Raw genomic sequence first — 18,233 nt, forward strand, 5'->3', positions numbered from 1 at the left:
AAGCCTTTCATTCTCTTTATCAAAGAGCAACAGGCACTGATTCAAGAACCTTATTCTAGTGCCTTTCCAGAAACTCGTGTCAAACTCACCGTCAACACATTATCGGCCGTTGTATTGTAATCAGCCAACATGCCCTTCACGATCCCTCGCGATGGGCCATGCGTGCTGGTCGTTTCCTCGTAATTTTGAATCCATGTGCTGACTGCATTAAATCCGAATTCGAATCCTTCAAAAACCTGCATGTAAACCGAGGAGCGTGGATTTGTTGCCACAATTGTGATTTTCAAAACCCGGCCATCAGCGATCTGCATGGTTAGCTTGATCAACCCATCATCGATGAAAATGACGTCGCCATCTGCGGCAGTCTGCGGAAGTTTATACGCCGTCAGTCGCATGTTTTCGTTATAAACCCGTTGTACGTAATCGTAACTGCCCAAGTCTCTTTGCATTCTTATTCAAAACCTTTCTGTTAGAATATGGCTTATCATTTGGTGTTTGCGAATACACATCAACCTTTCAAATTGACGTGTGGTAGCTTCCACAGTGTACCGTTTAGTGCCAGAAATAAGAATTAATTAGCTCACCCGTTCCTTGCCTAACGACTAAAACACTCACTAAAGCAATGAAGGAATGACTACGATGCGAAAACCATCCGGGCGTCACCGCGGTACGAACAAAACCTTATCCTTTGCAAGTGTCATTCTGCTTGGGATCAATGGCATCATTGGATCCGGTATCTTTTTGTTGCCAGGCACACTTTATCAAGAAGCTGGCTTGGGTAGTGTCAGCGCGATTGTTTTGGCTGGACTCAGTACAACGTTAATTGCACTGAGTTACGTTATGCTCGCCTCTAAAATAGACGATGATGGCGGTGCGTGGGTCTATTCAAATCGCGCTTTTGGCGCTTTTGTCGGCTTTCAAACAGGTTGGTTTGGATGGTTTCTGGGCGTGATTACCATTGCGGCTGAATTGGCCGCTTTTCTCACTGCATTGGGCGGATTAATACCCGTTGTCAAGCAACGAAGCGTCTATATTAGCGTGGCCTTAGTGATCATTGCTGCTTTAATCGCCATTAATTTAATCGGACCAAATATCCTCACGTTCATCGATAATATCTCCAGTGCCTTGAAGATCATCATTCTCATCGCGGTGATTGCTGCCGGTGGCTATTTCATCAGTACACACGGCCTGCACGTATGCCAGGCGCAAGCAGTTTCATCAGATTTTCGCACAGCTTTCTCGACAGCATTCTATATGTTTACCGGCTTTTCATTCCTGCCAGTTGCCGCGAACAAAATGAAAAATCCAAAAAAAACACTCCCACGCGCCCTCATGGTGGTCATGTTGATCGTTATTGCCATCTATGGCATGGCTCAAATGACGACGATCGTTATTCTCAGCACCAATCTGACTGCTGAAACCTTACCAGTCGCGGCAGCGTTCGCCGCAGTTGTTGGTACCATCGGAAAAACGGTGGTGATATTAGGTATGCTCATCTCCATTCTGGGTGTTGCTGTCGCCGTTTCTTTCGATACGCCAATCGAAATGGCTTCATTAGCAACCGAAAAAACTTTGCTACCAGCAGTATTCGGGCGAACCAACAAAAGTGGTGCCCCATTTGTCGCTATCTGGTTGACAATCGGTATTGCCGCATTGCTAGTGGTATCTGGCAGCTACCTATTTTTAGTCAACCTGATCGTATTTAGTGCCTTTCTTCAATACATCACGACCATCCTAGCATGGTTCAAATTACGGCATGATCCAACCCTACCCGCTGGTATTCACCTACCAATGGCGCCACTTTTAATGGGATTTGCCTTATTGCTGATCGGCTATCTAATGACCAGTGCGACATGGCTGACTTGGCTGATTGCCGTGATCGTTGCATTGATCGGCAGCGTCATCTACGCCACCGACACCCGCAGACGAGGTGAATGACGCAGCTTGCTGGTTTGTAAAAGTCACAAAAATAACCGGCTGAAAGCTCTGCCGGTTATTTTAACAACATGTTGTTATCGTTACCGATTAATGGACCTCGCCATTCTCTGTATGGTGTGCCGCTCGCCACGGATCGCCTTGCTGACTGCGTATAAGTTATCGACAGGTGATTCGAATCCCCATGCAGAATCGCCCACATGCTGCATATCAACGCCACAGATTTTATTTCGAATCGCCATCTCCTGCAACACATGACTGCCGCTGCCTTCTTGACTCGTGCCAATCGCACTCATCACCAAACCACCCAAGCGATGAACAACTTTCACAACCGCCTTCAAGTCAGCTTCATCAAATCCCGGAATTGATCCAACCGCCGGCGCCAAAATCACATCTGCACCTGCTTCAATAAACTTTTTCGCCGTCTCTTCCGTCATGAGCGGTTCGTCAACACCAGAAGCATGCATTTTCCCTGCAATAATTAGGCCGGTAAAATACTTCTTGGCTAACGCAATACTGCGAATGGTCGCTTCATTTGTAACGCCAGTACCCGGATTACCGGTCAGCACCATGAACTGAAAACCCATTTCTTCGGCTTTTTTGATGACCGCCTCACTGGCAGTGCATCCTGGCAAAATGGCAATTTGATTTTCCATCATTTTGGGATTGTCGCCAATCGGTTCAATATTAATTCCAATTGGTCGGCCAACCAGTTTTCGCAGTCTCGTGATGCTCTCTTTGCCGTCATGCTTAGGCGCGCTGTATAAATCTCTTTCACCAGGATATAGGCCAAAAATTTTGGGATCATCAACATCAAGGCGATTGCAAAGAATCATATCAGCGCCAAATGCTGCAGCAATTTCGGCTGTGGTAATACTGTCCAAATTCTCTTGCGTCACGATATTTTCGCTAACGATAATCCGCCCTTCGCTAGCCTTGATGCTTTCCTTAAGCTGCTGCCCATCAAACGTCATGACCTCGCTTGTACTGGCACTTAGTAGTCGTTTCACCATTTTGTTCATTGCCTCCTATTGGTTGTCTTTTAATTAATAGTAGCACCTTGCAGTCTAAAGTATGTTACTTCAAATATGGACATCTAGCCGATTCCTTCTCAATATATTTGAAGCAACACCAAATAAAGATAACCACGATTTGCAAGCATTCTATTGGCTCATAAGCAGTGGCTATCTTTTTATTATTTCTTAGCACCTTTATCAAATCTAGCAACATATGTTTGAGGGCTAATATCCAACTGTTGAGAGAGATCACCTTTGATCTCATAGAACTTTCCTGGGACATGGCCATTTCTAGGGAGATCATAGACTCGAACCAATACATATTGGTTCTTATTTTCTTTTGAAAATTTCATTTCGTTTTGGGACAAGAAAAATGGTAAATTACCGTGCCCCCAAGTTGTTTTGACTTCAATATATTTTAAACTACCATTCGGATAAAAAGATTTAATGTCATAACCCAATCCATCCCCTTGCGTTTGAGATACATGCTCAACTTGATTAGCTAGCTCTACCTTGCCCGCATCAATCAAAGATTTCTTTTCTTTTTTTAATACCAGTATTTCTCCCAAAAACCCAACTCTTGTGTTGTCTCGCTGTAGTTCCGCGTAATCTCTGCTTCTTGCCAAGAAACCTGGATTAGAATCCTGTAAAATTCCGCTCGGTTGTGGGGCTTTTTCCAAATCCATATTAGTAAGGGAAGAATAATCTATCTTTTTCTCGGATTTAGTATTTAGTTGAGAATCAACAGGCAATTGACATTTTTTAGTTGATCTTAAAATGTAGGCGATTGAAATTTCTAAATCATCAGGTGAAAATAATTGGCGCTTTAGTTCTTCGAGAACGGTTCTCATTGCAAGCAAGTCACTTATTAGCGTAACATTATCCGGTAAGTTGTCTCTCCGGTATTCGATATTCAAAATAGAACCTTGTTCGTATCCCCTTGGCAACTTTGTATTTTTAAACTGTGATGCATGTAAATCAATACTGTCACCAGTCATCGAATCCGTTGTCCTAGTCAGTCTGGATCGCCAATATTCCGATACTTTCGTTATATTTTCAAGTGCTGATTTTCCACTATATTTATTTTGATAGAAATTCCATCCCTGATTGAGTGATAAATATACAGTTTTTAAATCAGCCGAGAATAAATAAACAAGATCAAATCCTTTTTTTGCACTCATTGAAATTTCATGATCGAACAAGCCAATCCATGGTATGGTTGCCCATTCACCCATGCCTGCAGACCCCTTAGAAGAGTATCTTTCCCCCAAAACAAGTTCACTATTTTCAATTTGTGTTAGACCCTTTTTTATAATGCTAACTAGCGGATCCCCTTTTCCCTGTCTTTCATTAAAACCAGTAGGCTTCCGTATTGGATAATGTTCAAACACATATTTTATTAACTCTTTTAAATTCACGTCAATTCCTCCTTATTTTCGAGATAATTTTGTAAAAGGCTCACGCTAACACTGAACCGAAACCAATTGTACTATTATTTTAATCCTTCCAAAAAATAACAACAAAGCGGTTCATGCATTGCGAAGAATGTGGTATACACTTTCTGGTGTTGAGAAATAATCAACGCTGACAAGGTACGACTTTTTTCGATAACACGATGGACACCTGCTCAGAGTTCATACCCTTCTCGTTAGCGTCGAAACCAAAAGCAAGCGAGGTCATGAGTAAATGTCCGAAAACGATCTTACACTGCATGTCCTCGGAAAAACAGATACTAGTATCAAAGTCGCCTCTATTCGCCGTGAATATCGAGACAACAGGACGCACTGACGCCAGTATCATATTATTGAGCTTACCGGCTAATCTGATGGCTTTGAGGCGTGGTCATAACTGCCGCAAAACACATGGCGAAACTGGCTTATAAACGATTAATCGTCACCGTAATCGCGCATATTGTTAGGATCTCATCTTCTTTAGGCCAACAAATCCATAAATTAGAGTCTCAAACTGTTTCCCATTCGCCACCTGTCCCCAGTCTCTGCTTTGACGAGTTTGTTCGACTGTCGTTTATCTGTCTTGAAACGGTGTCGCATCAACCGGTGCCTCTATTGGACAACTGGTTAATCGTAGAATTAAGGTCTTCTTCATCGCTTACTATTCACTCACAGAACGCCTTCAGGTACAGATCATCAACATGGAAATGAACTTCCCTAACAAGACCATTGTCCACGAAGTTTCCCTAAATGCGCAGGTTATCATTAATCGGGTCTATATCGTCCAGTTTACGACCCAGCCTTGACCCAATGCACGTTCAGGAGATCAAACAGCCCAATGACAAACCCAGTCGACCCTGTAAGGCACGGCGGCTTTTCCATCGAACCGCTCCTGATGCCAAATAAAAAAGTTTCCTGCTGTGCTTAAACGAATATGTAATGCAATAGAAGACATATCGATATCGCATTCGATACTGAGCTAAGCTCAAGCAAGTCTACATGACGCCGACTGCCTTGTCATACTTATTAGCACCTACGAACCAAAGGGCACACCAATGGGCATGACGATATCAACACTAAGGCGCTGTTCGCCTCGCCGTAACCACCCCATGCTCTCTTCCTCTCTCCAACGAGCCATCGAAGGGGTACCATCCCGCTCAAACGCTCCTGTTTCCGCTTCAAGAACCTGCTGAACTTCTTCAAGAAGGTTCACCAAACCGCAGCAGAACATGACAAAGATGGCTCCCCAAAAAGAGAGCCATTCATATGACATATTTATCTTCAACACAAGTTGACGCAGAACCTTTTAATGCTTCGATAACAGTTTTTATAGCTTTAAAAGTAACGAAAAACCGCGACCCACAAGCATTTCTATCTGCCTGTGGGTCGCGGTTACGTTTATATTCTGGGTGGTCAGGGGATCGAACCCTGGACCCACGGATTAAGAGTCCGTTGCTCTGCCAGCTGAGCTAACCACCCATGCTGCTTATGTCTGTCGCGCTTCACGACTTAAATATAATATCATGTACCCCTTACTGGCGCAAGTGTTTTGCAAATCTTTTTTCAAAGAATGTGACAAAAAGCTGCCTGCTGCATTGTGTCATCAAGCGGTTAGGCAGCGATTTCGTCGGTTACTGGCAATTTGCTGATGGTCATTTGACGAGTGGTTGTTCACGCTCTTATTTCGTGATAATGTGCTCGCATTCGCCTTGCATGTAAAGACCTTGAAGTCGCATGACCAAAACTTGGCCATTTGGCTTCAAGGCCACTTACGCTCCGGTTTAAATGCGCTCCTGCTCGCGCTCACAAAAAAAGACGGCCATCGCCGCCTTATTTCACTAACTTATTCTAGAACAAAACATGAATGGATTGATTGCTGTTGATCAGTTTGATCGCCTTGCCAAGCATTGGACCGACCGAGATCTGATCTAAGCCTTCGAATTTGTGCTTAGGATCGAGCTTAATGGTATCAGTGATGACGACCCGCTTGAGTCCCAGATGCTTGATGCGATCAACAGCGCCACGGGAGAATACGCCGTGGGTGGCTGCCGCGTAGACATCAAGTGCACCTGCTTCACTCAGGGCTTTGTAAGAGTCCACGATGCGATCGCCGGTATCGATTAGGTCATCAATCACGATGGCGTGCATGCCAGCAACGTCCCCGATAACCCCGATGTGCTCTTGATCGCGCTTATCAACAATAGCAATTGGCGTATGTAATTCTTCAGCCAATGCCCGCGCTTGTTTGGTACCACTGTGATCAGGCGCGATGACAACGACATTATCGCCAAGATCTAGCTTCTTGAAGTAATCGCCGATCAAGTGGTGGGCCTTGAGATGGTCAACTGGGATATCGAAAAAGCCTTGAATCTGATCCGCATGAAGTTCAACAGCAATGATCCGATTAACGCCATCCATCTCCAGCATGTTAGCAACAAGTTTGGCTGTGATTGGCTCACGGGAGCGCGCCTTGCGATCAGCCCGTGCGTAGCCATAATAAGGAATCACGACATTAATATGGTGAGCACTCGCCCGCCGCAACGCATCAACCATGATCATAAGTTCCATGAAGTTCTCATTAACCGGATCAGAGACCGACTGGATCACATATACATCAGCGCCACGAACACTTTCCGGTAGTTCAATTTGAACTTCCCCATCAGCAAAATGATTCACTCGAGCTGGCGACAGCGGTAGCCCGACCTCTTCCGCAATCTTTTCAGCTAATGGCCGGTTCCCATTAAGACTGAATAATTTTAATTCGTGCATCGATTTCTCCCTTTTTCGTATTTAACGGTCTGCACCGTCATTATACGAGAAAAGGCAAGAAATTGCGACTGATTATCCAATGCGGTAAAGTAATATCATAACATTTGCAGATTCATAAGCAGCGCTCCAGCAGGCGGCACCCCGGTCTCCGCCGTGCTTTGCCCTGACTGCAAGACTTGGAAATGGGAGGCACTGAGTCATGAAACAAAGCCATTTGATCGGCCTTGCAACCCCACTGTTATTATCGGCTGGCACGTTAGCGACCGCCGAAAGCTTTTATCAATATGCATTTCGCCGCATTAACTATATTCCAGACGCGCGGCGTTCGATGCAAAAGTATGCGGCTTCATATTATCGCCATGTCCACTGGGTCGAAAGTCAGGCCAATATTGAGGCATGGCATATGACAGCCCCGGATAATCAACGACTTGAAGCTCTTTGGTTGCCACATCCCGGCAGTAAAAAAGCGGTGATTGTGGGCCACGGTTACAAAGGTACTGGGATTACGATGAGCAACTTTGCCCACATGTTTTACGATCTAGGCTTCAATGTCCTGCTACCGGATGATCGCGGGCATGGTGAATCGGATGGCCAATACATTAGTTTCGGCTGGCTGGATCGGCTGGATTATTTGGGTTGGCTGCAACGTATCATTGATCGAATCGGTGCAGACAGTCAACTGCTGTTGTTTGGTACCAGCATGGGTGGTGCCACAGTTTCGTTGGTGGCAGGCGAACCCAGTTTGCCAAAACAAGTGAAGGCTGTCATTGAAGACTGCGGCTACACCGATGTTGAAACCGAGCTGGCCTACTTACTGAAAAAGCAGTTTCACCTGCCACCAATGCCGTTGGTGCCACTGGCAAGTTTTCTTAACTATCGCCGGTTAGGTTATCCTCTACGCGTTGTCAACGTCCGCCAAGCACTCACCCGTAACCACTTGCCACTATTGGTTATTCACGGTGCGGAAGATGTCTATGTACCAACGAAAATGGGTCGGCAAAATTATGCGGCTTCTGCGGGTCCTAAAGCCCTCTGGATCGTTCCGGGCGCTGCGCACGCGGAAAGCTACTGGATCAACCCGGAAGCTTATCAGGCACACGTCAAACGTTTTCTAGATATCTTTTTCTAACTGCCGCTTTGTAACCATCACAAAAATGGATCGTCTGAATGATCACCACCATTCAAACGATCCATTTTAATGTCTAATCAAAAAGCGCAGCACAGTCTAGAGGTCGCCCTCATCATCTGCTTCAGCCTCATCGCGTTGGTTACTGAGCACATCGAATTGACGCAACATGGCCAAATTTGTCTCGATACTTTCCGGCCATTCCCAATGTTGAACATTAAAAACGTGCTTAAGGTGCGGACCGGCGCTGGCTGGCCACAATTTGGTCGTATAGGTCACCTTATCGGCAGCAAACACTTCTAGCAAAGCCTGACTTTGCAAATAGAAGCTGTCATTTTGGCCGCCAATCAGCATGAATGGCGGTAACTTGAGGTCTTTGGCAACTTGAGAAAAGTTAAGGTGGTCAGCCAATGCAGCATCGCCACCGCTCAGCTTATCAAGATAAAAAGCGGCCATATCGCTCATATCACCAGCAGCTTCTGGCAGTTTGCCAGGTTCAGCGACTGGGCACACCAAGGCCACCAAAGTGAAATTGAAATTAACCCGATCAACGCCAAAAAGTTCTTGCAGCTCTTCGCTTTGCTGAATGCAGGCCACTAGTGACGCTAGATGGCCGCCTGCCGAGTCACCGGTCAATAGAACATGATCGAGATCAAAGCCGCGCTGCGGGCCAAAATGTGACAACCAACGTAAGCTAGCAAAGATGTCTTGAATCTGCCCGCGCACATCGACATCTGGCAGCAAGCGATACCCCATGCCCATCACGGCATAACCTTGACTCGCCAAATAGCGGCAATAATTTCGGTTGAGATTGCGATCGCCATAAAACCAGCCGCCGCCATGAACATCAATCACAGTTGGCAACGTCGCATTGCGGCGTTTTGCCGGATAATATAAGTTCAAGGTCTGCTGCGGGTCAGCAGAGTTTTCATACCGGTATTCCGTTTCCCAGTGGACATCCTCTGGCACCCGTTCATCCGCATACCGCGCCTTATCGCGCGCTGCCGTCTGCGCCCAGCCTGCCTGAATTTTTGCTAAAATGTCATCATCTGCCATTACCAAGGCCTCCATTTCACCATGTTCAAATCGCATTAAAAGATTAATCCCATCTTAACGCAAAAAGACTGCCAGTGAGTCAACTGACAGTCTAATCGTATGAATTAACCTTATCTATTAACGATCTTTGGACTTAACGCTAGCTTCGACTTCATCAATCAAGCCAGCATCTTTCAAACCGGTCACTTCTTTGATAACATCCACCAGCGGCTGATCCTTCAGCATCGCTTGCAACTTCACAGCTTCGGCATCATTAGGTTCAACATAATGGAACATCATGCCAACGGTGTCCATCAAAACGCTGTAATTCAAACCGCGTTCCTTCAATTCGCGAATTGGGCGAATAAAGCGTTCGTCGTAACCTAGTTTGCGGATTGGTGTCCGGGCAACTCGAGAAATATCATCTGAGATGTACGGATTCTGGAAACGTTGCAACACCCGATTTTGATAGTTTTCGAGGTCTTTTTCGTCAAAATTCTTGAACTCTGACAACAACAACGAACGGGTTTCGGCCAGCGCACCCTTTGCCTGATTGAAGACTTTAGGATCCTTGATGGCATCGCCAATTGTCGTGTAGCCAAGGTACTTGCCGGTGTAAGCCGTGGTAGCGTGACCAGTGTTGACGGAGAAGAGTTTCCGTTCGATATAAGGTTCCAGGTCGGGCACATAGTCTACAGTCTTGAGTTTCAGATCCTTGTTCTTCATCTGACTCTCGTCAACAACCCATTCCTTGAAATCTTCAACACTAACGGCCAAGGGATCATCGTGCTTTTGTTGCGGCACGATTCGATCAACCGCGGCGTTAGGGAAGCCAACGTACGTATCAACAAAGGTCTTGCCGGCGTCATCGAGATGCTCGTAGACACTCTTCTTAAGTGACTGGGAGCCACCGATCATATTTTCACATGCAATCACATCTAATGCCTGATGATTGTTGGCTGCATCACGTGCCTGCAAGCCTTGGGCAATTAGCGGTGCAATGATTGGCAGAATCTTCGGACCAATGGCGGTGGTCACCAGATCAGCCTGCGCAATTGCCTTCACAACTGCCTCGGGATCCTTGGCATTGTTCAACCCGTCAACATTGTCCACATGAATCTTCTTCTCACCGGGCGCTGCTAAGGTGATCGTATATTCGCCGCGTTGGTTTAACGCATTGATGATCGTCTCGTTAACATCGACAAAATTGATTTTGAAACCGTTAGCGGCAAGTGTTTCACCGATAAATCCGCGACCAATATTACCTGCACCAAAATGTACTGCTTCCATCATAATTTATTCAACTTCCTTTAGTAAATTGACGATTTCCTCCGGCGTTTGGGCGTCGGCAAGTTTCTGAACATTTTCAACATCACTGCAATAAAGCGCAATTTGCGACAACAATTTGAGATGTTCGCCATTTAAGCCAGCAATCCCAAAAACAACCGTGACCAAGTTCTCATCAGCCGGATCATCCGACCAGTCAACACCCCATGGATATTGCACAATCGAAATAGCCGTCGACTTAATATATTTCATCCCGGCCTCAGTGCCGTGAGGAATAGCAATGAAGTTACCCATATACACAGAAACATCGCGATTCCGATCAAGCATCGAATCAATATAAGCTGGTTCGACATTACCATTGTCGACCAAGAGTTGGCCGGCCTGACGAATGGCTTCTTCCTTGGTCTTTGCTTCCTGACCAAGTTTGATCGTTTTAACGTCTAGTCCTTTCATCATGTCACCTTCGATCAATTTTTTTGATTTCATTCATAAATACTTCTGTGATGATTTGATACAACTGGCTATAATGCCCTTTTTCAAAAAGTTGTAAATTCGTTGTTGACGCAATCAGCTTTGCGCTGACAGCGCTCAATAGCGTTAGTGTTTCCTGAGCAACTGGGTTCGGTGTCAAAAGTAGCAATACCCGATGCAACATGATCGTGCCCATATCCATGGCTGGAAGCGACAGCGGCGTTTTTAAATCGAATGCGCCGATGTAAGGCACTGTCACACCCTGACTACTGGTATGGATCATAGCGAGTCCGGTATCGGGAATCCCAACTGGCGCTAATTCTAGTCGCTTTAGCAAGGCGTCTTTGACGACCGGCGCTTCTGCCACCACGTCTGGTAAATGTGCTAGCATGGCATCGATTGTCGCTTCTGAGGTTGTCACCGCTTCGGTGATCTCTGTCACAGCGAAGTGCTGTAACATGTCATCAGCTGCTAATACCATGGTTTTGAGACTTTCAAACGCCGTCACAGTCTGATCTAATGACGGTTGTCTTTGCTGGATCGCTTCTTTCGGCTTGACCTGTTGCAATAACCGTCTGATTTCAGTAATCTCATCACGCGCCAAGATTGGCGTGATGACAAGATACTGATGCTTGAATCCCGGCAATGGCATCGTCGCAAGAATCAAACCGTAATGTGCCAGATTCTGGTTCGGCAGATCACTAACCTGAATGATTTTGATCTCTCGAATTTCCGGCACCTGTACACGTAGCTTCCCAGCAATCAGACTGCCGGTCCCCGGGCCATCGCTCGTAATCAGCAAGACAGCTGCTGGCACTTCGGTGTGGGTATGGTCCAAGACTGAAGCAAAGTACAACACCAGATACCCGAGCGCATTTCCAGTAAAGGCACCGCGACCAAAAACATCGTCAGCCGCTTGTTGAACTGCGTGGTAAAGTTCAGGATAATCGTCGCGCAGATGAGCCAGCACTGGATTCGTCATCGTGACGCCTGGCAGCCAATCACCGCCAGCGGTTCGTTGGACATGAGCCAACAGCGATGAGTAAAGCTGCGTATTCCCGAAAAATTTCCCGGGAAATGATCTGGCAACTTCACGAATCAATTCCTGCACTTCAAGGTTAACCGTTAAATCAAACGGATCAACTGGTTCTCCAGCCAAGCCACCGCGAATGGTACTGAGCTCCACGGCAAGAAACTGATAATCGCCAACGCGGACTTTCTGGCGAATCGCGGAGTCCATCTCCGCCAGAAACTCGAGAGCCAATTGTTGGTCCTGGAAAAGCCGTTCCTGGTCGAAATGGCGTTGCGCTTCAACATGCTGATCTTCTCGCAATCGGCGGGTATTAACTGCTACTGTCAGTAACACCGCTTTGCGCTGGTTGTCGCTGAGATCCGCCAACGCCTTGATGCGCAACAAAGCCGCGTTTGCTGCCAGTAACTCTTCCTGCGGTAATCGTTCAACAAAATAATGTGTGACTGGATCGAATGTCTGCTGAGGATCACGGAGAAAGCGGAAGAAAACGTACGGATTAATCTCAGCATTCAACACGCCTACCAATACTCGGCGAATATCGCCTTCCGCACCATCAATCCAGATACCGGCAGCTTTTTGGCGATTTAATTGCAGATGATATTCATTCAAAGCGGGTTCAAGAATATCCAGATCTTGCTTAATGGTGGTGACACTCACGTCAACCGCTGCCGCTAACGCCGTCATTGTTTCCGGACCGTTGGCATTCAGCAACCGTAATGTTAAAGCACTTTGTCGTTGGCTAGGATCAAATGTCACCACCTGATCCTGTTTTGCCAAAGTCGCGGTTAAGGTAGCCAAATCATTGGTATCCCCGACCAACCGATACGTGCTGCCAGTGCCTTTATCGAGTTTTAAACCGATTGTGGCGATGTCACTTTCCAATTGCGAAAGCTCACGGTAAATGGTCCGACGGCTGACACCCAGCTGCCGTTCCAGCTCATCTCGGCTAACACCGGCGGGCTGACTCATCATGAGTCTGATCATTTCCTGTTCACGATTCGTTAGTAACATATTTTTCGCCTCAAGCGGCCGCAACACCGACCGAACTTATTTCATCTTCTCAATAAGCTTATCATAGTTCGTTGCGTTCAAGAGGCCATCAACGGTGTAGACCTGAACATTGGCAAACTGCAATTTAACGCGACGTGCTGTTTCTTTCGAAGCAATAATCAGCACATTGTCCTTGTCATCAATCTCGCCGATTGCGACATTACGAACTTTCACGTCTTTATTCAGTTTCCGTAATTCAGCACGGAATGTCGCCTGTGCCATGGTTGCGGAACCAATGTTTTGATCATGATGCAGGAAGTCAACTTCGGTAATCTTATCGAGATCAAGTTCCTTTAATTCGTCTTCCGGTGTTTCTTGTTTAGCTTTAGACGTCTCAGTTGCTGGCATTGCCTCGTCAGTACCGCCAACTGCTTCAGCCTTCAAGCTTGCGATGATTTCATCATACTTCGGACTGTTCAGGAAATTATCAACCGCAATATGAGCGGCATCAGGTGTCTTGTCCTTAGCCCGATCAGCTAATTCTTCTTGTGTCACAACCAGCAGTCCTGGCTTGTCTTGCAGGTTACTGATTGCTGTGTTGGTAACCGAAAGATCCAGGCCTGCCTTCTTTACCTTGTCGCGCAAGATGGAAGCACCCATGGCACTGGAACCCATGCCGGCATCGCAAGCAAAGATAATCTGCTTAATGCCCTTGGCGGCTGACATCACATCTTTAGCTGCCGCAACATTTTGCTGACCCTTAGCTTCAGCCTTCATGGACTTCATTTTGGCTTCGCTTTCGGCTAATTCGTCACCGCTTGCGCTCTTATCGCGGCGTAAAATGACAGCCGAGATCAGGAAAGAAACAAGTGTAGCACCTGTGACACCAACAATTAAACCAATATAATTCCCAATGTTAACCGGTGACATTGCGAATAATGCGAAGATAGAACCTGGAGATGGTGAGCTCTTCAAACCAACATTGAAGATGGAGAAAAGTGTCGTCCCAGTAACACCACCAGCCATAACAGACAGGAACAGTGCTGGCTTCATCAAAACATATGGGAAATAGATTTCGTGAATCCCGCCAAGGAAGTGAATGATGATGGCGGAAGGTGCGGAACCTTTAGCAGATCCCTTACCAAACAGCGCAAATGCTAACAAAACACCAAGGCCTGGACCTGGATCAGGTTCCAGTAAGAACAGGATTGACTTACCATGTTCGGCTGCCGCCTGAATCCCAAGCGGTGTCAAAATCCCCTGATTGATCGCATTATTTAGGAACAAAATCTTTGCGGGTTCAATAAAGACGTTTGCTACCCACAACAACCCGTGATTGATAATCCAATCAACCCCAGTTGCCATGCCGTTAGTCAACGTAGAAATAATTGGACCCATTAGGAAGAAGCCAACGATTGCTAGCAACATCCCAATAATGCCGGCACTAAAGTTGTTGACCAACATTTCAAAGCCTTGTTTGATCTTATCTTGAAAACGGTCGTCCCACTTCTTAATACACCAGCCACCAAGTGGACCCATCACCATTGCGCCAATAAACATTGGCACATCAGTACCGACGATGACCCCCATGGCAGCAATCGCACCAACAACGCCGCCACGATGACCTGCCACCATCGAACCGCCTGAAAAAGCGATCAGTAATGGTAACAGATAAGTTACCATTGGCGAAATCATTTTTGCGAGCTGAGCGTTTGGATACCAACCACCTTTAAGAAAGATGGCTGTAATAAGACCCCAAGCAATAAAGGCACCGATGTTTGGCAACACCATGCCAGAAAGCTTGGTTCCGAATGATTGCATACCGGCTTTCAGATTAAATTTCTTTTTTTCTGCTGCCGGCGTGTTTGCTGTTTTTGCACCCAAGGCAAACACACTCCTTTCCCTTATTTACAAGTATTATTGTAACCGCTTCATGTAATCGCTGACAAAAGCTTCTTTGGCACAGTTGTCTGTGCCAAACATTCAGGTTGAATCCCCAGCTAACAGTTTACTAAGGAAAGCATCTGGTTTAAAACCATAACAGTGTACGTTAACTGTTTCACAAGTTATGGAAAACGCTACCGCTGTCTACTTTTTTGCTCGCATCATACTGAGGACGCTGTTATCTGATGTTGTTATCTACTATATGTCAGTTGTGCCTGACGCCCTATCGACTCAGCATAAACACAGAAAATCAAAATTTTCGGCATTACGGTATAGACCACTATTGACATGGAGGTTTTTTGATGCTACATTGGACTAGACCAGATAGGGGGATATCAATGATGGATGTAAAAATTTTTGATAACGATACAGAAGCAGGCAAGTACGCATTTGATTTGATCAAGCAAGGTATGGATAACGGTGCCAAAGTGCTCGGCTTGGCTACCGGCAGCACACCAGTCACCATGTACAAAGCAATGGTTAATAGTGATGTTGATTTCAGCAACATGACTTCCATTAACTTGGATGAATATGTTGGGTTGGCTCCAGACAATGACCAGAGCTACCGTTACTTCATGCAGAGTAACCTCTTCGACAAAAAGCCATTCAAGGAAACCTTTGTTCCAAACGGCTTGGCTAAGGATCCTGAAGAAGAAACCACGCGTTACAACAAAGTAATCGCAGACCATCCGATCGACATCCAAGTACTTGGCATTGGCCGTAACGGTCACATTGGCTTCAACGAACCCGGTTCACCATTTGACGCAGAAACCCGCAAAGTACCGCTGACCCAAAGCACCATTGACGCTAACGCCCGGTTCTTTGCAAGTGAAGATGACGTACCTCGCTACGCCTACTCCATGGGGATCGGCTCAATCTTGAAGAGCAAGAAGATTTTGCTGTTAGCCTTTGGCGAAAACAAGGCAGATGCTGTCAAAAAAATGATTGAAGGCCCTGTCACTAACGATGTGCCAGCGTCCGCACTGCAAAAGCATTCAGATGTTGTTGTCATCTTGGACAAAGCAGCTGCAAGCAAGCTGAGCAAGAAATAAGCTATTTCTTTCAATCAGCTGAGATGAAACAGGCCGATGCTCATCGGCCTGTTTTTTTATGGAAGTGTGGCTAACCCATTTAGAAAACGGCGTGTAAGCAGCCTTGGCTGTGATGACCGGGTTTTGGTCATGACCCCCTTGCAAGCAGGTTTCCGGGCTGACAAGCGTGTGAATCCCTTTCACCCCAGTAGTATCCGTCTTTTCCTGTAAGCGTTTCGATTTCTTGCCCTCTGCCGTGCGTATTCCATGGTAGAATGAGGCCATCACAACATTTAGTAACGGAGGAAATTATGTACAAAGCTGTCGTTTTTTTTGATTTAGATCAAACGCTGCTCAATGATGACAAACAGGTGCCACCCGAAAATGTTGCTGCGCTCAAAGCCCTTGAAGCCAACCAGATTCTGCCGGTCATTGCGACTGGCAGAAATTACTACGAACTGGCTGACATTATGGCAGCAACTGGGGTCCGCAGTGCAATTGCTGCTAATGGTGGTGACATTTTTCTTGACGGCGATCACATTTTTCAAAGTGTGATTGGCGAGCCGCAACTCACCCGTTTTCTCAATACGAGTGCAGCACAAGACATTCAAGTTGCCATGTACAACAGTGAAGCATCGGCGCTGACCGGCCATAATCAGCTCACAACCGATAACTATGCGCAGGTGCGGCAAACACCGCCGCCGGTCAAGCCATCTTTCTACGAGCATGAAGCAATCTGTATGATGTTAATGTTTGTACCATGGACCGATGCAGGTGACCAGATTGGGAAACAATTCATCCAAGATTTCCCAGAAATGACGTTCTACCGCAACTCGCATTATACGTTTGATGTTGTCAATCATGGCATTTCCAAAGGCAGTGGCATGGCCATCCTGTTAAATCAGCCATCCTTACGTGGTCTGCCAACTTACGCATTTGGCGACGGTTATAATGACATTCCGTTGTTGCAAGCAGCTGACACCGGAATTGCGATGGGGAACGCTTATCCAAAAGTTGCGGCTGTTGCGGATTATCAAACGGACGATTATCGCGAAAACGGTATTCCAAATGCACTTGCACATTTTAACTTGATTTAATTTTTAATGCGTAAAAACACATCAATATTAGCCTATTGGTGTGCTTTTTTTATGGCGCTTATCCAGCAGCATTTTCCGCTAAATTTCGGTTGACTTTGCAAACGTATGTTCCCATAATAATAAGTGTGAACTGTGAACTTAAAAATTTAATTTTAGGTGCAAAAACACTGTCATATTAAGGTTTGTAACACTTGCTATACCGTGTTGGCCAATTAAAGTCAAGACCGCGGCAGCGCAAATTTTCTGCTATACTCAAAGCATGCTGTGCGTTATTTGGGCGTGGTCGAAACACCGATCAATAATCGTACAACAGCGCAAAATCTGCTGATGGAGGGGTCTCTCATGTTAGAACAATCGACAATGCATCCGGTGGTTTGGATCAATCAACATACTTATATCAGTATCGTCAAAAATGCGGATTATAATTTAGAAGTCTGGGAGATTACCGACGAAAATCGGCAGCATCGGATGGCCCGGATGAATTACAAATATCACCGTGATAACTTTGCCGGATTCATCTATCGACTCTTCCCACAGATCGACTTGATTCAAATTCACAACATTCAAAAGAAGATCAACCCGTATTTCGACTTAGAGGTTTAGAGGTGTACACATGGATAGTCTGGTTATTCAGCTTCTGATCATGGTCGTTGTTGCTTTGCTGGTAACACTGCTCGTCATTTTTTCAGAATGGCGCGCTAAAAATTTTAAAGCTTGGCAACTCGGTGTTCAATCGGTTGTCGCCGTGGTCTTACTGGGCGTTGGTATTAGCCTGCTAACAGTTAGATGAGGCAACTTGGTAAAACAGCCAAGTCTGTTCTGAGGCTGGCACACTTGAGCTTTCAACATGTTGCAGGATTTAAAAAAATTATTATTCACTATATAGTTGGTCGCTTTGCGTTATAAAGCGGCCTTTTCGTTTGGTTACACGTGGAACAAAAGGCCTTCTTCTCGTCTAATATGACCCAAGAACCGCAATATAATGGATTTTATTTTTGGCATCGGATGATTGGCCTTCGCAGTTGATGCCATTGATCACTACTTTTCT

General features: G+C 45.9%; 16 protein-coding genes and 1 tRNA gene. 6 read left to right on the top strand and 11 right to left on the bottom strand.

Going from position 1 to position 18,233, the window contains the following annotated elements; translation table 11 throughout:
- Nucleotides 1–50: 50 nt before the first annotated feature.
- On the bottom strand, nucleotides 51–449 hold the full coding sequence (locus tag AC07KQ_RS14015) for a hypothetical protein (RefSeq protein WP_016385607.1): 399 nt from the start codon (nucleotides 447–449) through the stop codon (nucleotides 51–53).
- Between the two features lie 190 nt (nucleotides 450–639).
- Here AC07KQ_RS14015 and AC07KQ_RS14020 point away from each other — a divergent pair, with 190 nt between their 5' ends.
- Nucleotides 640–1,938: an APC family permease gene (locus AC07KQ_RS14020; RefSeq protein ID WP_274991151.1), complete on the top strand. Its 1,299-nt coding sequence runs from the start codon at nucleotides 640–642 to the stop codon at nucleotides 1,936–1,938.
- 80 nt (nucleotides 1,939–2,018) lie between these two features.
- Here AC07KQ_RS14020 and AC07KQ_RS14025 read toward each other — a convergent pair whose 3' ends face one another.
- From AC07KQ_RS14025 to AC07KQ_RS14045, 5 genes are all read right to left on the bottom strand, one after another.
- Nucleotides 2,019–2,948, bottom strand: coding sequence for a DUF7916 family protein (locus AC07KQ_RS14025; RefSeq protein ID WP_003568321.1), 930 nt, complete (start codon nucleotides 2,946–2,948; stop codon nucleotides 2,019–2,021).
- A 182-nt stretch (nucleotides 2,949–3,130) separates the two neighbouring features.
- On the bottom strand, nucleotides 3,131–4,369 hold the full coding sequence (locus tag AC07KQ_RS14030) for an MrcB family domain-containing protein (protein ID WP_003568323.1): 1,239 nt from the start codon (nucleotides 4,367–4,369) through the stop codon (nucleotides 3,131–3,133).
- 1,066 nt (nucleotides 4,370–5,435) lie between these two features.
- Nucleotides 5,436–5,675: a hypothetical protein gene (locus AC07KQ_RS14035; RefSeq protein WP_164998036.1), complete on the bottom strand. Its 240-nt coding sequence runs from the start codon at nucleotides 5,673–5,675 to the stop codon at nucleotides 5,436–5,438.
- Between the two features lie 133 nt (nucleotides 5,676–5,808).
- Nucleotides 5,809–5,881 (bottom strand) — tRNA-Lys (locus AC07KQ_RS14040).
- A gap of 369 nt (nucleotides 5,882–6,250) precedes the next feature.
- Nucleotides 6,251–7,171 carry a ribose-phosphate diphosphokinase gene (locus AC07KQ_RS14045; RefSeq protein ID WP_003568380.1) on the bottom strand — a complete coding sequence of 307 codons (921 nt, stop codon included), beginning with the start codon at nucleotides 7,169–7,171 and terminating at the stop codon, nucleotides 6,251–6,253.
- A 199-nt stretch (nucleotides 7,172–7,370) separates the two neighbouring features.
- On the opposite strand from AC07KQ_RS14045, the gene AC07KQ_RS14050 reads away from it, so the two are divergent.
- Nucleotides 7,371–8,300, top strand: a complete 930-nt coding sequence (locus AC07KQ_RS14050; RefSeq protein WP_003568382.1) for an alpha/beta hydrolase — start codon at nucleotides 7,371–7,373, stop codon at nucleotides 8,298–8,300.
- A gap of 96 nt (nucleotides 8,301–8,396) precedes the next feature.
- On the opposite strand, the gene AC07KQ_RS14055 is transcribed toward AC07KQ_RS14050, so the two are convergent.
- The 5 genes from AC07KQ_RS14055 to AC07KQ_RS14075 form a co-directional block, all read right to left on the bottom strand.
- Entirely contained in the window at nucleotides 8,397–9,353 is a 957-nt protein-coding gene (locus AC07KQ_RS14055) for an alpha/beta hydrolase (RefSeq protein ID WP_003571988.1), read from the bottom strand.
- 117 nt (nucleotides 9,354–9,470) lie between these two features.
- Nucleotides 9,471–10,625: a mannitol-1-phosphate 5-dehydrogenase gene (locus AC07KQ_RS14060; RefSeq protein ID WP_013246154.1), complete on the bottom strand. Its 1,155-nt coding sequence runs from the start codon at nucleotides 10,623–10,625 to the stop codon at nucleotides 9,471–9,473.
- 3 nt (nucleotides 10,626–10,628) lie between these two features.
- A complete protein-coding gene (locus AC07KQ_RS14065; protein WP_003658978.1) occupies nucleotides 10,629–11,072 on the bottom strand; it encodes a PTS mannitol transporter subunit IIA in 444 nt (147 codons plus the stop codon).
- 4 nt (nucleotides 11,073–11,076) lie between these two features.
- Nucleotides 11,077–13,134 carry a BglG family transcription antiterminator gene (locus AC07KQ_RS14070; RefSeq protein ID WP_003568390.1) on the bottom strand — a complete coding sequence of 686 codons (2,058 nt, stop codon included), beginning with the start codon at nucleotides 13,132–13,134 and terminating at the stop codon, nucleotides 11,077–11,079.
- A gap of 36 nt (nucleotides 13,135–13,170) precedes the next feature.
- Complete coding sequence (locus AC07KQ_RS14075) at nucleotides 13,171–14,997, bottom strand: PTS mannitol transporter subunit IIBC (protein WP_003568392.1); 1,827 nt, start codon at nucleotides 14,995–14,997, stop codon at nucleotides 13,171–13,173.
- A gap of 401 nt (nucleotides 14,998–15,398) precedes the next feature.
- Here AC07KQ_RS14075 and nagB point away from each other — a divergent pair, with 401 nt between their 5' ends.
- From nagB to AC07KQ_RS14095, 4 genes are all read left to right on the top strand, one after another.
- Nucleotides 15,399–16,109, top strand: a complete 711-nt coding sequence (gene nagB, locus AC07KQ_RS14080; protein ID WP_003571992.1) for a glucosamine-6-phosphate deaminase — start codon at nucleotides 15,399–15,401, stop codon at nucleotides 16,107–16,109.
- Between the two features lie 290 nt (nucleotides 16,110–16,399).
- The gene (locus AC07KQ_RS14085; RefSeq protein ID WP_003568396.1) at nucleotides 16,400–17,185 is read left to right on the top strand and encodes a Cof-type HAD-IIB family hydrolase; all 786 of its coding nucleotides are present in this window, start codon (nucleotides 16,400–16,402) and stop codon (nucleotides 17,183–17,185) included.
- Nucleotides 17,186–17,527: 342 nt separating this feature from the next.
- Complete coding sequence (locus AC07KQ_RS14090; RefSeq protein ID WP_003568398.1) at nucleotides 17,528–17,788, top strand: hypothetical protein; 261 nt, start codon at nucleotides 17,528–17,530, stop codon at nucleotides 17,786–17,788.
- A gap of 10 nt (nucleotides 17,789–17,798) precedes the next feature.
- Entirely contained in the window at nucleotides 17,799–17,975 is a 177-nt protein-coding gene (locus AC07KQ_RS14095; RefSeq protein WP_003568400.1) for a hypothetical protein, read from the top strand.
- The last annotated feature ends 258 nt before the right edge of the window (nucleotides 17,976–18,233 follow it).

It is taken from the genome of Lacticaseibacillus sp. YLM2-1 (genome assembly GCF_056583465.1).

What these genes read in the sequence shown, in the direction of transcription:
- AC07KQ_RS14015 (WP_016385607.1), bottom strand. Translation starts at nt 449, where the DNA reads ATGCAAAGAGACTTGGGCAGTTACGATTACGTACAACGGGTTTATAAC.
- AC07KQ_RS14020 (WP_274991151.1), top strand. Translation starts at nt 640, where the DNA reads ATGCGAAAACCATCCGGGCGTCACCGCGGTACGAACAAAACCTTATCC.
- AC07KQ_RS14025 (WP_003568321.1), bottom strand. Translation starts at nt 2,948, where the DNA reads ATGGTGAAACGACTACTAAGTGCCAGTACAAGCGAGGTCATGACGTTT.
- AC07KQ_RS14035 (WP_164998036.1), bottom strand. Translation starts at nt 5,675, where the DNA reads ATGTCATATGAATGGCTCTCTTTTTGGGGAGCCATCTTTGTCATGTTC.
- AC07KQ_RS14045 (WP_003568380.1), bottom strand. Translation starts at nt 7,171, where the DNA reads ATGCACGAATTAAAATTATTCAGTCTTAATGGGAACCGGCCATTAGCT.
- AC07KQ_RS14050 (WP_003568382.1), top strand. Translation starts at nt 7,371, where the DNA reads ATGAAACAAAGCCATTTGATCGGCCTTGCAACCCCACTGTTATTATCG.
- AC07KQ_RS14055 (WP_003571988.1), bottom strand. Translation starts at nt 9,353, where the DNA reads ATGGCAGATGATGACATTTTAGCAAAAATTCAGGCAGGCTGGGCGCAG.
- AC07KQ_RS14060 (WP_013246154.1), bottom strand. Translation starts at nt 10,625, where the DNA reads ATGATGGAAGCAGTACATTTTGGTGCAGGTAATATTGGTCGCGGATTT.
- AC07KQ_RS14065 (WP_003658978.1), bottom strand. Translation starts at nt 11,072, where the DNA reads ATGAAAGGACTAGACGTTAAAACGATCAAACTTGGTCAGGAAGCAAAG.
- AC07KQ_RS14070 (WP_003568390.1), bottom strand. Translation starts at nt 13,134, where the DNA reads ATGTTACTAACGAATCGTGAACAGGAAATGATCAGACTCATGATGAGT.
- nagB (WP_003571992.1), top strand. Translation starts at nt 15,399, where the DNA reads ATGGATGTAAAAATTTTTGATAACGATACAGAAGCAGGCAAGTACGCA.
- AC07KQ_RS14085 (WP_003568396.1), top strand. Translation starts at nt 16,400, where the DNA reads ATGTACAAAGCTGTCGTTTTTTTTGATTTAGATCAAACGCTGCTCAAT.
- AC07KQ_RS14090 (WP_003568398.1), top strand. Translation starts at nt 17,528, where the DNA reads ATGTTAGAACAATCGACAATGCATCCGGTGGTTTGGATCAATCAACAT.
- AC07KQ_RS14095 (WP_003568400.1), top strand. Translation starts at nt 17,799, where the DNA reads ATGGATAGTCTGGTTATTCAGCTTCTGATCATGGTCGTTGTTGCTTTG.